Here is a 12,972-nt window from a genome sequence, read left to right as displayed (position 1 = left end):
CGGCCTCCTTACTGGTCTGAGACGGTCAGCGGCCGGTCTTGGGGGCGAAGAAGCGCGAGATGAGCCGCGCGACGAGGTTCAGCAGCATCACCAGGGCGATGAGGACCAGGGCGGCGGTCCAGGCGCGCTCGGTGCCGGCCGCGGCCGGCACGCCGGGCTGGGTGTACTGGTAGAAGGCGTACACCGGCAGGGTCGCCATCCGGCCCTCGAAGGGGTTGAAGTTCGACCCCGTGGTGATCCCCACGGTGATCAGCAGCGGGGCGGTCTCCCCGGCGACGCGGGCCACGGCCAGCGTGATGCCGGTCGCGATGCCCGACACGCTCGTGCGCAGCACGACCTTGACGACCGTGCGCCACTTGGGCACGCCGAGGGCGTAGGCCGCCTCGCGCAGGTCGTTCGGGACGAGCTTGAGCATCTCCTCGGTCGAGCGCACGACCGTGGGGACCATGAGGATCGCCAGGGCGATGGCGCCCATGATCCCCAGCTTCGTCCCGGGCCCGGAGACGAGCGCGAAGAGCGCGGCGACGGCCAGGCCGGCGACGATCGAGGGGATGCCCGTCATGACGTCGACGAGGAACGTGATGGCGCGCGCCAGCCGCGAGCCCGCGCCGTACTCGACGAGGTAGACGGCGGTCATGAGGCCGATGGGGACCGAGATCACCGTCGCGATGAGCGTGATGATGATCGTGCCCCAGATGGCGTGCAGCGCCCCGCCGCCCTCACCGACGATGCGGAACATCGACATCGTGAAGAAGTCGGCGTCCAGGCGGTGCCGGCCGTTGTCGACGACGGTCCACACCACGGAGACGAGGGGGACCATCGCGACGAGGAAGGCGATCGTCACCAGGGCGGTGACGAGGCGGTCCTTGGCCTTGCGGCTGCCCTCGCGCACGCCGGAGGCGACCCCGATGACCACCAGGTGCAGCAGCGCCGCGAGCACGGCGACGGCGCCCTTGGACGTCCCGCCGGGCAGCAGCACCGCCAGGGAGAGGACGACGGCCACGGCGAGGGAACCCCACGGGGCCCAGCGGGGGAGCTTGCGCTGGCTCAGCGGCTGGTCGATGGCGGCGGCGAGGTCGCCGGCCGCGCCGTTCGTGGTGGTGGTCATGCCTTGGCTCCCGAGCGCGAGACGATCAGGCGGGCGACGAAGTTCACCGCGAAGGTGATGACGAACAGGGCCAGGCCGCTGGCGATGAGGACGTTGACGTCGACCCCGGAGGCCTCGGCGAAGTTCAGCGCGATGTTGGCCGCGATCGTCGACGGGTTCGTCGCGCTGATGAGGTTGAAGGTGACGACGTTGGAGACCGACAGCACCAGGGCCACGGCCATCGTCTCACCCAGCGCGCGGCCCAGGCCCAGCATGGCGGCGCTGACGACGCCCGAGCGGCCGTACGGGATGACCGAGTACTTGATCATCTCCCAGCGCGTGGCGCCCAGGGCCAGCGCGGCCTCCTCGTGCAGGCGCGGCGTCTGCAGGAAGACGTCGCGGCCGATGGCCGTGACGATGGGGAGCACCATGACCGCCAGCACCAGCCCGGCGGTGAAGATGGTGCGGCCCGTCGCGGAGGCGGGGCCGGCGAAGAGGGGGATGAAGCCGAGGTTGTCGGCCAGCCAGCCGTAGATGGGGGCCATCGCCTTGGACAGGACGACGATGCCCCAGATGCCGTAGACGACGCTGGGCACCGCGGCGAGCAGGTCGACGAGGTAGCCCAGGCCCTGCGCGAGCCGGCGCGGGGCGAAGTGCGAGATGAACAGGGCGATGCCGACCGCGATGGGCGTCGCGACGACGAGCGCGATGACCGCGGCGAGGATCGTGCCGAACAGCAGCGGCCAGACGTAGGCGACGAGGCCCTCGCCGTCACCGACCTCGGCCTTGTCGGCCGTGAGGGCGGGGACGGCCTGCCCGACGAGGAAGGCCGCGACACCGGCCAGGACGAGGAGGATGACCACGCCCGCCCCCGTCGCGGTGCCGCTGAAGATCTTGTCCCCGGCCCGGTTGGCGCCGCGCTCGATGACGGCGCGCTCCTCGGCGGCGGGACTGGGGGTGCGACTGCTCACCCGGGTCCTCCGAAAATCGTGTGTCCAGTGATGGTGCCCCGGGCCGGCCCGGGGAGGAACGGGAGCGGCGGTGGCAGGTGGTGACCCACCTGCCACCGCCGCTCGGCCCGATCAGCTGGAGATCTTCTCCAGGGAGGCGGTGATCTGGGTGCGCAGCTTCTCGGAGATCGGCGCGGAACCGGCGGCCTTGGCCGCGGCCTCCTGGCCCTCCTCGCTGGTCACGTAGGTCATGTAGGCCTTGACCAGCTCGGCGGTGGCGGCGTCCTCGTACTTGGAGCACACGATGTCGTAGGACACCAGGACGACGGGGTACGCCCCGGCCGCGGTCGTGGCGCGGTCGATCTTGATGGCGATGTCGCCGTCGGGGCGGCCCTCGACCTCGGGGGAGGCGTCGACGACGGCCGCGGCGGCCTCGGCGGTCGGGCCGACGAAGGCGTCGCCGACCTTGACCGAGACGATGCCCAGGCCCTCGGGGGCGACCTGGGACTCGTCGGCGTAGCCGATGGTGCCGTTGCCGCCCTTGATGGCCTGGACCACGCCGGAGGTGCCCTGGGCGGCCTCGCCGCCCTCGACGGGCCACTTCTGCGCCGCCTCGGCGGTCCACACGGTCGGGGCGGCCGTGTGCAGGTAGTCGGTGAAGTTCTGGGTGGTGCCGGAGTCGTCGGAGCGGTGCACCGGGGTCACGGCGGTGGCCGGCAGCGTCACGCCCGGGTTGTCGGCGGCGATGGCCGGGTCGTTCCAGGTCTTGATGTTGCCCAGGAAGATGCCGGCGACGGTGTCGGGCGACAGGTTGAGCGTCTTGACGCCCTCGAGGTTGAACGCGACGGCGATGGGGGAGACGTAGACCGGGATGTCGATGGCGTTGCCGCCCTGGCAGGTCTCCTGCGCCTGGGTCAGCTCCTCGTCCTTGAGGTAGGCGTCCGAGCCCGCGAAGGGGACGCCGCCGGAGAGGAACTGCTCGCGGCCGCCGCCGGAACCGACGGGGTCGTAGTTCAGCTGCACGTCGGGGTTGGTGCCCTGGAACCCGGCGGCCCAGGTCTGCTGCGCGACGGTCTGGGTGCTGGCGCCCGCGCCGTTGAGGGAACCGCTCAGCGACGCGGCCGACGAGGAGGCGGAGTCGCTCGAGCCGCTACCGGTGCTCGTCTCGTTGGAGCCACTGCACGCAGCGAGGCCGAGGGAGAGGGCCAGGGCGGCCGGCAGGGCGGCGCGACGGATGATCGTGCGGTTCAAGGGGAGAGCCTTTCGCTCGGCGGGCGCAGGGGGGCGCCGGCGCGGGTTCCGACGGCTCGAAGGTAGGGAGCGTGAGTGACGTGTTCGCTCGCCGCGGGTGAACGAGGCGTGAACGACTACCTACGGTTGCGTGCCGGGTCGGCGGACGAGCGTCGACGAGCAGGTGAACGGGTGACAGTGTGCACGCTGAGTGACGAAGCCTGGGCGTCCGGGTGAGGTCAGAAGGAGTGCCGCTCCACGGCGACGACGGTGGCCTGCGCGCCGCTGCCGCTCAGGTGGGCCACCACGACGGCCGCCTTCTCCAGCTTCGCCCCCAGCGCGTGCGCCTGGGCGCGGTCGCGGGCCCGGGCCGACACGACCGCCTGCAGGGTCGGCAGGACCGGCCCGTGCGAGCACACGACCACGGCCCGCCCGGCGTCGAGCAGACCGCTCACCACCCCCGCGGCTGCGGCCGGGTCGGCGCGGAAGGCGGCCTCGGTCAGGGCCGGTTCCTCCTCCACCGGCAGCCCCGTCAGCTCCGCCGCGGGCAGCACCGTCTGCACGCACCGGGCCCACGGGGAGGTCAGCAGCGCGTGCACGTCGAAGCAGGCCAGCAGGGGGGCCAGGTCGCGGGACTGGGCGTGGCCGGACTCCAGCAGCGGGCGCACGGCCTCCCCGTCGGCCCAGTCGCTGCGCTTGACGGCCCGGGCGTGCCGCAGCACCACCAGCGTCCACGTCGGGGTCGGCAGCTCGCCGTCGGGGAGGGCGGCGTGCAGGAGCTCCACGTCCGCGGCGTGCGTCAGCCGCTGCGCGGCCTCCCGGGGGCTGAACCAGCCCGACTCGGCGATCTCGTCGGGGTCGGCCGGGTCGAACACGTCCGGGTCGGCCGCCCCGGCGGGCCGGGCCAGCCAGTACCGCACCCGCTTGCGCAGGCCGCCGTCCACCTCGTACCGCTGCTCGGGCAGCGGGACGCCGAGGTGGACGCGCACGCCCGTCTCCTCGGCCGTCTCCCGCACGGCCGCCACCGCGGGGTGCTCGACCACCCCCTCGACCCGGTCGAGCTTGCCCTTGGGCCAGGACCAGTCCGCCGCGCGGGTGGCGGTGCGGGGCCGGTGGACCAGCAGCACCTCGGGGCCGGAGCCGCCGGCGCGCACGACGACGCACCCGGCGGCCTCGACGTCCACCCGCGCGCGGGACGAGGACCGGTGGGCCGGCTTGGTCACCGGCGACGGCGCGCGGTCGGGCGGCGTCCCGGGCGGGTCGCGATGATGTGCTCCTGCAGGTCCAGCAGCGGCTCGCCGTCCGCGCCCACGTGGTGGCGCGTCCACGTGCCGTCCGCCCCGAGGTGGAACGAGCTCGTCGTGTCGGCCATGCAGTCGTCCAGCAGCGTCGAGACCTCCCGGACGTGGCGGGGGTCGGTCAGCCGCACGACGGCCTCGACGCGGCGGTCCAGGTTGCGGTGCATCATGTCGGCGCTGCCGATCATGACGACCGGGTCGCCGCCGGAGGCGAACCAGAACAGCCGGCTGTGCTCCAGGAAGCGCCCCAGGATGCTGCGGACCCGGATGTTCTCGCTCAGCCCCGGGACCCCCGGCTTCAGGGCGCAGATGCCGCGCACCACGACGTCGACGGGGACCCCGGCGTTCGAGGCGCGGTAGAGGGCGTCGATGACGGCCTCGTCGACGATCGAGTTCACCTTGATCTTCACCCCGGCCGGCTGGCCCTGCCGGGCGTTGTCGACCTCCCGGTCGATCCGGTCGATGAGCCCCGTGCGCAGCGAGCGCGGGGCCACCAGCAGGCGCTTGTACGCCGTCTTGGGGGCGTAGCCCGACAGCTGGTTGAACAGCCGGGTGAGGTCCTCCCCGACCTGCGGGTCGTCGGTCAGCAGCCCCATGTCCTCGTACAGGCGCGCGGTCTTGGGGTTGTAGTTGCCCGTCCCGACGTGGCAGTACCGGCGCAGCCCGCCGGACTCCTGCCGCACCACCAGGCTCAGCTTCGCGTGCGTCTTCAGCCCCACCAGGCCGTAGACGACGTGCACGCCGGCCTGCTCCAGCTTGCGCGCCCACGTGATGTTGGCCTGCTCGTCGAAGCGCGCCTTGATCTCCACCAGGGCCAGGACCTGCTTGCCGGCCTCGGCGGCGTCGATGAGGGCGTCGACGATGGGGGAGTCGCCGGAGGTGCGGTACAGCGTCTGCTTGATGGCCAGGACCTTCGGGTCCGCCGCGGCCTGCTCCAGGAAGGCCTGCACGCTCGTGGAGAACGAGTCGTAGGGGTGGTGCAGCAGGACGTCGCGGTTGCGGATCGCCGCGAACACGTCCGAGGGCTTGGCCGTCTCGGCGCCGTCGGTCAGGTCGCGGTGGGTGCGGGCGACGAACTTGGGGAACTTCAGCTCCGGGCGGTCCAGGTCGGCGATGTCGCCCAGGCCGCGCAGGTCCAGCGGCTCGGGCAGCTCGTAGACCTCCTGGTCGTGGACGCCGAGCTCGCGCACCAGCAGCTCGCGGACCTCCGGGGCGATGTCGGAGGCGACCTCCAGGCGCACGGCCGGGCCGAAGCGGCGGCGCAGCAGCTCCTTCTCCAGCGCCTGCAGCAGGTTCTCGGCGTCGTCCTCCTCGACCTCGAGGTCCTCGTTGCGGGTGACGCGGAACGTGTGGTGCTGGACGATCTCCATGCCCGGGAAGAGCTGGTCCAGGTGCACCGCGATGACGTCCTCGAGGGGGACGAACCGCGCCCCGTCGCCGTCGGCCTCGACCGTGACGAACCGCGGCAGCAGCGGCGGCACCTTGACGCGGGCGAAGTGCTCCTTGTCGGTCGTGGGGTTGCGCACGACGACGGCCAGGTTCAGCGACAGGCCGGAGATGTACGGGAACGGGTGGGCCGGGTCCACGGCCAGCGGCGTCAGCACCGGGAACACCTGGTCGCGGAAGAACCCGTGCAGGCGCACCTGCTCGCTCTGGCTCAGCTCGTCCCAGCGCACGATGGTGATGCCGGCCCCGGCCAGCGCCGGGCGGACGTTCTCCAGGAACACGTTCGCGTGCCGCTCGGTCAGCTCGTGGGCGCGCACGGCGATGGCGTCGAGGACCTCGCGCGGCTCCAGCCCGCTGGCCGCGGTGACGGCCAGGCCGGTCGCGATGCGCCGCTTGAGGCCGGCCACGCGGACCATGAAGAACTCGTCGAGGTTGTTCGCGAAGATCGACAGGAAGCGGGCGCGCTCCAGGAGCTTGACCTCGGGGTCCTCGGCCATCTGCAGGACGCGCTCGTTGAACGCCAGCCAGGAGACCTCCCGGTCGGCGAAGCGGTCCTCGGGCAGGTCGACGGTCTCCTCGACCGGTGCCACCGCGGGGAGGGGGGTCGTTGCCGTCATGGCGATCAGTCTGCCACCGGGCCGCGGGGGGCCGCAGGCGCAGCCGGGCCGCTGCCGCCGAACACCGGGTGAACCCTCGGCCGGGCTCAGGCGCCCGCGCCGTGCCCCGCGTCGTGCCCCGCGTCGTCGCCGGGCCAGGCGTACTGCACGTCCACCGCGGCGCGCTCGAACCCCAGCCGGTGGTACAGCCGCACCGCCGGGACGTTGTCGCCGTCGACGTACAGGTCGACGGCCCGCACGGAGGGGGCCACCGCCCGCAGGCCGCGCACGAGCAGCGCCCGCCCCAGACCGGCCCCGGCCCGCCCCGGCGCGACCCCCAGGACGTACAGCTCGCCCTGGCCGGCCTCGGCCTTCATCCAGCAGAACCCCGTCAGGTCCGGGCCCTCGTGCGACAGCAGCAGCAGGGCCGGGTCGAACCACGGCTCGGCCAGGCGGGCCCGCAGGTCCGCGACCGTCCACCGGCCCTGCTCGGGGTGGGTGGCGAACGCCGCGGCGTTCAGCGCGACCCACGCCTCGTCGTCGGCGCCGGGCACGAAGGGACGCACCCCCACCCCGGCGGGCAGGTCCGGGACCGGCAGGTCGGCCAGGCCCTCGGCGGGCCGTTCCAGCCGCAGCAGCTCGCGCACCCGCCGCCAGCCGCGGCGCCCGGCCAGGGCCCGCGCGCCGTCGGTGTCGCCGTGCGACCACAGCCGCACGGGCCGGCCCGCCGCGAGCTCCTCGACGCGCGCGGCCAGCGCGGCCCCGTGACCGCGGCGCCGGTGGGCGGGGTCGACGAGCAGCTCACCCTCGAACCCCCCGCCCGCCGGGGCGAGCTGGGCGTACCCGGCCAGGACGTCGCCGTCGCGGCGCAGGACGTGCCGGACGTCGTCGCCGGAGGTGAGCCGCAGCACGGCGTCCTCGGACAGGGCGGTCGCGGCGTCGGCCGCCGAGGCCGCCGCGGCCAGGGCCAGGACGTCGTCGCGGTCGGCGGTCCCCAGGCTCACCGGAGGCCGGAGGGGCTGGGGGGCGCGTCGACGTCCGGAGCGGCCGGGTCGTCGGCCGGGCCCTCGTCGAACCCCTCCTCCAGGTCGCTGCCCAGGTCCGGGCCCAGGTCCGTCCCCATGCCCGCGCCCAGGTCGAGCCGGTCGTCGAGGTCGCGGCCGGAGGAGACGAAGCGGTACCCCACGTTGCGCACCGTCCCGATGGCGTTCTCGTGCTCGGCGCCCAGCTTGGCGCGCAGCCGCCGCACGTGGACGTCGACCGTGCGGGTGCCGCCGAAGTAGTCGTAGCCCCAGACCTCCTGCAGCAGCTGGGCGCGCGTGAAGACGCGGCCGGGGTGCTGGGCCAGGTGCTTGAGCAGCTCGAACTCCTTGTACGTCAGGTCGAGCTGGCGGCCGCGCACGCGCGCGGAGTAGGCCGCCTCGTCGATGACGACGTCCCCGGCGCGGATCTCCGACGGCGCGGCCGGGTCGGTGTCCTCGGCGGGCCGGCGCGAGCGGCCCGCGGCCAGCCGCAGCCGGGCGTCCAGCTCCGCCGGGCCGCACGTGTCGAGCAGGACGTCGTCGGCGCCCCAGTCGGCCGCCACGGCCGCCATGCCGCCCTCGGTGACCACCAGCAGCAGCGGCTGCGACAGGCCCGTGGTGCGCAGCAGGCGGCACAGGGAGCGGGCCGCGGCCAGCTCGCGGCGGCCGTCGACGAGGACGGCGTCGGAGGTCGGCTCGTCCACCAGCACCGAGGCCTCGGCGGGCAGCACGCGCACGCTGTGCGGGAGCAGCCCGAGGGCCGGCAGCACCTCCGTCGAAGGAGCGAGTGCGTTCGTCAACACGAGGATCTGCGCCACCCGCGCTCCTGCCCTCCGTCCGCCGGGACACCGCGCACCGGCGGGGCGCCGGACAGGCCGGGGCGTCCCCGCGGTGGTGTGCAGGACAACGGTGCCCAGACTACGCGTGTCGAGGAGGGCAACAGGACCACCCCCGCCCGCCCGGGGGCCCTCTGGGAGGATCGGGGCGTGAACCGGGACCAGGTGGGGACGGCGTGAGCCGGTCGGCGACGGCGACGACGACCCTGGCGCTCGCCGCGGTCCTCGCCCTGGCCGCCTTCGGGCCGGCCCCCGTGCGGGCCCTGGCCGTCGTGCTCGTCGGCGCGCTGGTCGCCGTCGGCTGGCCCGAGCTGCTGGACCTGCCCGCCCGCCGCAGCACGACCGTCCTCGTCGGGCTCGTGGCCGTGGCCGCGGCGGTGGCCGCGGCGGTGGCCGTCGCGCACGCCCGCGACGAGGGCACCCAGGCCGCGGGGGTCCTGGCCCACTCGCCCGCCGTGGCCGCGCTGTCCCTGCTGGCCGCCTTCACCCACCAGCTCCTGCGCCGCGACGGCCGCCCCCGGCTGGTGGAGTCGGTCACCGCCTCGGTGGGCGCGCAGGCCGTCGTCGTGCTGGGGGCCGCGTGGGTGGCCGTGCCCTCCACCTACGCCGGGGCCACCCTGGCCCCCGTCGTGCTGGCCGCCGTCGTCGCCACCGCCGCCGTCTCGGCCACGACCTGGCCGCTGCGGGTGGCCGGCCCGGTCAACCTCGTCGTGGGCGGGGCGGCCGGCTGGCTCGCGGCGACCCTGGCCGTGCTCCTGGGCGCCGGCACCGGGGACGTCGTCTCGCAGGGCCGCTGGGCGGTCGCGGGGATCGTCGCCGGCGTCGGCGCGGGCGTGCTCGTCTCGGCGTGGCGGGGCCTGACCGCGCGCCTGCCGGCGGCCGGCACGGTCCCCGCGGCCCTGGCCGTGGCCGCCGTGCCCGTCGCCCTCGCCGGCGGCGGCGCGTACCTCGTGGGGCGCCTCGTCCTGCTGTAGTGAGCCCGCCCACGTCACCCCGGCCCGCGGCGCGCGCGCCGGTACGCTGGGCGGGTGCACCCCCTCGAGACGTTCTTCCTCGTCCTGCTGATCGTGGTGAGCCTGGTGATCGCCTGGTTCGCCGGGTACGTCGTGTACCGCCTCTACCAGGGGCAGCGCTGACCCGTGGCCGTCCCCCTGCGCACCGACACCCCGCTGGCCCTCGTCCCGCTGTCGTGGCTCCTGGGCCGCTGGGAGGGCGCCGGCGTGCTGGGCCACCCGGCCCGCGGTGAGAGCGACACCCGGTTCGGGCAGGTCGTCGAGTTCGGGCACGACGGGCGCGACTTCCTCAGCTACACCTCGACCACGTGGGCGCTCGACGAGGACGGCGAGACGACCGAGCCCCTCGACGTCGAGACGGGCTACTGGCGACCGCAGGCCGTCGACCTCGACAGCCCCGCTCCCGCCGACGGCCCCCGGCCCGTCGAGCTCGAGGTGCTGCTGACCCACCCCACCGGCGTCGTGGAGATCCTGGCCGGCACCGCCCGCGGCCCGCGCATCGACCTGAGCACCGACGTGGTGGCCCGCACGACGACGGCCCACGAGTACACCTCGGGCACGCGCGTGTACGGCCTGGTCGAGGGCGACCTGCTGTGGGCCCTGGACGTCACGCTCGAGGGTCACCCCCTGCGCAGCTACGCCTCGGCGCGGCTCAAGCGCGTCGACTGACGGCTCCCGGGGGTGTCCTGACGGTGCCGTCCACCGACCTGCCGGCCCTGCTGCACGCGCGGGGGCTGCGCTCCACGCCCCAGCGCCGGCGCATCCTCGACGCCGTCCGCGACCTGGGGCACGCCAGCGCCGAGGAGGTCTCGGAACACCTCGCCCCCCGCGACGGTTCCCCCGGGGTGGACCCGTCGACCGTCTACCGGGCGCTCGCGGTCCTGGAGGAGGTCGGGCTGGTCGCCCGCACCCAGCTGGACCGCAAGGTGCCGTCCTTCCACGCCGTCGAGCACGGCGGGCACCTGCACCTGGTCTGCGACGGGTGCGGCGCGGTGGCCGAGGCCGCCCCCGGGCCCGCCCGGGAGATGGCCGCCGAGATCCTGTCCCGTGACGACTTCGTCGTCGACACCGGCCACCTCGCCCTGCGCGGGCGGTGCGCGCGGTGCCGCGACCGCTAGGAGGCCCCACCGTGACCGCTCCGACGCAGACCCTGCGCTCGCCCCTGCTGGACAGCCCCGGCGCCGTCGCGGCCGAGGGGCCCGACGCCGGGGTCGCGTGGCACTACGGCGACCCGCACGGCGAGCAGCGCGCCCTCGTGCGCGGTGAGGCCGTCGTCGACCTGTCCCACCGCGGGGTCCTGCGGCTGACCGGGCCCGACCGGCTGTCCTGGCTGCACAGCATCACCTCCCAGGCCCTCACCGGGCTGCCCGCGGGGACGTCCACGGAGACGCTCGTGCTCAGCCCCACCGGCCGCGTCGAGCACGCCCTGCACCTGCACGAGGACGGCGAGGCCACCTGGCTCACCGTCGAGCCCGGCACCGTCGACGCCCTGCGGACGTGGCTGGAGCGCATGCGGTTCCTCCTGCGCGTCGAGATCGCCGACGTCTCCGCCGAGGTCGCCGTCCTGGGGGAGCCGAGCCGGGACGCGGGCTCGGCCGCCGGGCCCGTCTGGGTCGACCCGTGGCCGGGGGCGACCCCGGCGAACGAGGGCGGCAGCGCCGACACCGCCAGCTACGCGGCCGTCACGACCCTGGAGCACCCCGGCGCCGACCGCCCCTGGCGCGAGGTGCTCGTCCCGCGCGACGGCCTGGTCGCCGCCGTGGCCGGCCGCCGGCTGGCCGGGACGTGGGCCAGCGAGGCCCTGCGCGTGGAGGCGTGGCGGCCCCGGCTGGGCCTGGAGACCGACGAGCGCTCCATCCCGCACGAGCTGGACTGGCTGCGCACGGCCGTCCACCTGCACAAGGGCTGCTACCGCGGCCAGGAGACCGTCGCGAAGGTGCACAACCTGGGCCGGCCCCCGCGCCGCCTCGTGCAGCTGCACCTGGACGGCTCCTCCCACGACCTGCCCGCGCACGGCGACGACGTCGTCCTCGACGACCGCACGGTCGGGTCGGTGACCACCGCCGCCCGCCACCACGAGCTGGGCCCGGTCGCCCTCGCCGTCGTCAAGCGGTCCCTGCCGGTCGACGCCCGGCTGCACGTCGTGGCCGGGTCGGGCACCGAGGGGGCCGAGCAGCGCCGGATCGCGGCCGCGCAGGAACTCGTCGTCGCACCCTGAGCGGCCTCCTGACGCGCCGCTGACGCGTGCGTCATACTCTCTCCCAACGCACGCTTCGTGACCAAGCGAGTGCGCGCAGTCGCATCCGAGCCGGGGGAGGCCGTCGTGGACGAGCAGGTCAGCGGGTACCAGGCGGGTGGGCGCCGGGCCCTCGACAAGGTCCTCGCCCCCGACTTCCTCGACGGGCTGCAGGACATGGACCTGCCCACCCTCCGCGAGCACCGCACCGTCGCCGAGCAGGAGGAGGCCGACCTGTCCTACGCCCGGCGGCTCATCCAGGGCCGCCTGGACCTGCTGGGCGCCGAGGAGCAGCGCCGCGCCGGCACCGACGGCGCCGCCGACGTCCGGCACGCCCGTTCCGACGCCGAGCTCGTCGCCAAGCTCACCGACGTCCTGGCCGACCCGCGCCGCACCGACCACGGCATGGGCCGCTTCAGCTCCGTCGAGCCCTCCCGCGTCGGTGAGCACCGGCGCCGGGCCGAGCTGGCCGTCGCCGACCCGCACCTGTCCGACCTCACCGCCATGGACGACGCCCAGCTGGCCGCCGCCCGGACCCGGCTCGTGGCGCTCGAGCAGGAGCTGTCGGCCGACCGGCACCGCGTGCAGCAGGCCATGGACGCCTGCACCGACGAGATCACCCGCCGCTACCGCGACGGCGTCGTCTCCGTCGAGGACGCGCTGCGCTCCTCGCGGTAGCCCCCCGCGGCCCGCGCGCGGGCCCTCAGGCCGGGGCGTGCCGCAGCAGGACCCGCAGGCTCGCGGTCAGGTCGTCCCGCTCCCGCGCGGACAGCCGCGCCGCGAAGGCGCGCTCGGCGTCGAGGACGCGCGGCAGCAGGCGGTCGACGAGGTCGCGGCCGGCGGGGGTCAGGGACAGGCGGGTGACGCGCCCATCGCGCTCGTCGGGCGTCCGTTCGAGGTGGCCGACCCTCGTCAGGTGGTCCAGCCGCTTGGTGGTGGCGGCCCCGGAGGACAGGGTCGCGGCGGCGATGCCCGTGGGGGTCAGGGGCGTGCGGCCGCTGCGGCGGACGGCGCTGAGCACGTCGAACTCCGGCCGGGTCAGGCCCTCGGCCTTGACGACGGGGTCGGTGGCGCGCGCCAGGGCCGCGGCCACCAGGCGCAGGCGGCCCGCGACGGCCATGGGTGCGGTGTCGAGGTCGGGGTGGACGGTGGCCCACTCCCGTCGGACGGCGTCCACCGCGTCCGCGGGGTCGCCCGGGTCGCCCGGGTCGTCCCGGCCGTCGGGGGCGGGGGAGCGGGAGGTGCTGGTCACGGGCCC

At 75.2% G+C, this 12,972-nt stretch carries 13 protein-coding genes; 5 read left to right on the top strand and 8 right to left on the bottom strand.

From position 1 onward, the window contains the following. Nucleotides 1–25: 25 nt before the first annotated feature. From pstA to BJ968_RS06250, 7 genes are all read right to left on the bottom strand, one after another. Nucleotides 26–1,108 (bottom strand): phosphate ABC transporter permease PstA, encoded by a 1,083-nt coding sequence (gene pstA / locus BJ968_RS06280; RefSeq protein ID WP_179750165.1) that lies wholly within the window; start codon nt 1,106–1,108, stop codon nt 26–28. Next, a complete protein-coding gene (gene pstC / locus BJ968_RS06275) occupies nt 1,105–2,058 on the bottom strand; it encodes a phosphate ABC transporter permease subunit PstC (RefSeq protein ID WP_179750163.1) in 954 nt (317 codons plus the stop codon). Before pstC ends, pstA begins: the two co-directional genes overlap by 4 nt. Before the next feature lie 111 nt (nt 2,059–2,169). Then, nucleotides 2,170–3,288: a phosphate ABC transporter substrate-binding protein PstS gene (pstS, locus tag BJ968_RS06270; RefSeq protein ID WP_179750161.1), complete on the bottom strand. Its 1,119-nt coding sequence runs from the start codon at nt 3,286–3,288 to the stop codon at nt 2,170–2,172. Between the two features lie 218 nt (nt 3,289–3,506). Continuing rightward, on the bottom strand, nt 3,507–4,451 hold the full coding sequence (locus BJ968_RS26400; RefSeq protein WP_179750159.1) for an NUDIX domain-containing protein: 945 nt from the start codon (nt 4,449–4,451) through the stop codon (nt 3,507–3,509). Nucleotides 4,452–4,486: 35 nt separating this feature from the next. After that, on the bottom strand, nt 4,487–6,628 hold the full coding sequence (locus tag BJ968_RS06260; RefSeq protein ID WP_179750157.1) for an RNA degradosome polyphosphate kinase: 2,142 nt from the start codon (nt 6,626–6,628) through the stop codon (nt 4,487–4,489). An 86-nt stretch (nt 6,629–6,714) separates the two neighbouring features. Beyond that, nucleotides 6,715–7,611: a mycothiol synthase gene (mshD, locus tag BJ968_RS06255; protein WP_179750155.1), complete on the bottom strand. Its 897-nt coding sequence runs from the start codon at nt 7,609–7,611 to the stop codon at nt 6,715–6,717. Continuing rightward, a complete protein-coding gene (locus BJ968_RS06250; protein ID WP_343077862.1) occupies nt 7,608–8,447 on the bottom strand; it encodes a winged helix-turn-helix transcriptional regulator in 840 nt (279 codons plus the stop codon). Before BJ968_RS06250 ends, mshD begins: the two co-directional genes overlap by 4 nt. A gap of 194 nt (nt 8,448–8,641) precedes the next feature. On the opposite strand from BJ968_RS06250, the gene BJ968_RS06245 reads away from it, so the two are divergent. From BJ968_RS06245 to BJ968_RS06225, 5 genes are all read left to right on the top strand, one after another. After that, complete coding sequence (locus BJ968_RS06245; protein WP_179750153.1) at nt 8,642–9,439, top strand: hypothetical protein; 798 nt, start codon at nt 8,642–8,644, stop codon at nt 9,437–9,439. A 165-nt stretch (nt 9,440–9,604) separates the two neighbouring features. Continuing rightward, entirely contained in the window at nt 9,605–10,147 is a 543-nt protein-coding gene (locus tag BJ968_RS06240; RefSeq protein WP_179750151.1) for a heme-binding beta-barrel domain-containing protein, read from the top strand. 23 nt (nt 10,148–10,170) lie between these two features. Beyond that, on the top strand, nt 10,171–10,596 hold the full coding sequence (locus BJ968_RS06235) for a transcriptional repressor (protein WP_179750149.1): 426 nt from the start codon (nt 10,171–10,173) through the stop codon (nt 10,594–10,596). An 11-nt stretch (nt 10,597–10,607) separates the two neighbouring features. Beyond that, a complete protein-coding gene (ygfZ, locus tag BJ968_RS06230) occupies nt 10,608–11,696 on the top strand; it encodes a CAF17-like 4Fe-4S cluster assembly/insertion protein YgfZ (RefSeq protein ID WP_179750147.1) in 1,089 nt (362 codons plus the stop codon). Between the two features lie 69 nt (nt 11,697–11,765). Next, nucleotides 11,766–12,392, top strand: coding sequence for an RsiG family protein (locus BJ968_RS06225; protein ID WP_218884855.1), 627 nt, complete (start codon nt 11,766–11,768; stop codon nt 12,390–12,392). 25 nt (nt 12,393–12,417) lie between these two features. Here BJ968_RS06225 and BJ968_RS06220 read toward each other — a convergent pair whose 3' ends face one another. Beyond that, entirely contained in the window at nt 12,418–12,966 is a 549-nt protein-coding gene (locus BJ968_RS06220) for a MarR family transcriptional regulator (protein ID WP_218884854.1), read from the bottom strand. Between the last annotated feature and the right edge of the window lie 6 nt (nt 12,967–12,972).

Origin of the sequence: Kineococcus aurantiacus (assembly GCF_013409345.1) — a bacterium.
Taxonomy (GTDB): domain Bacteria; phylum Actinomycetota; class Actinomycetes; order Actinomycetales; family Kineococcaceae; genus Kineococcus; species Kineococcus aurantiacus.
Note: the sequence above shows the minus strand (reverse complement) of the source record. Positions and strands in the feature narration are given on the sequence as shown.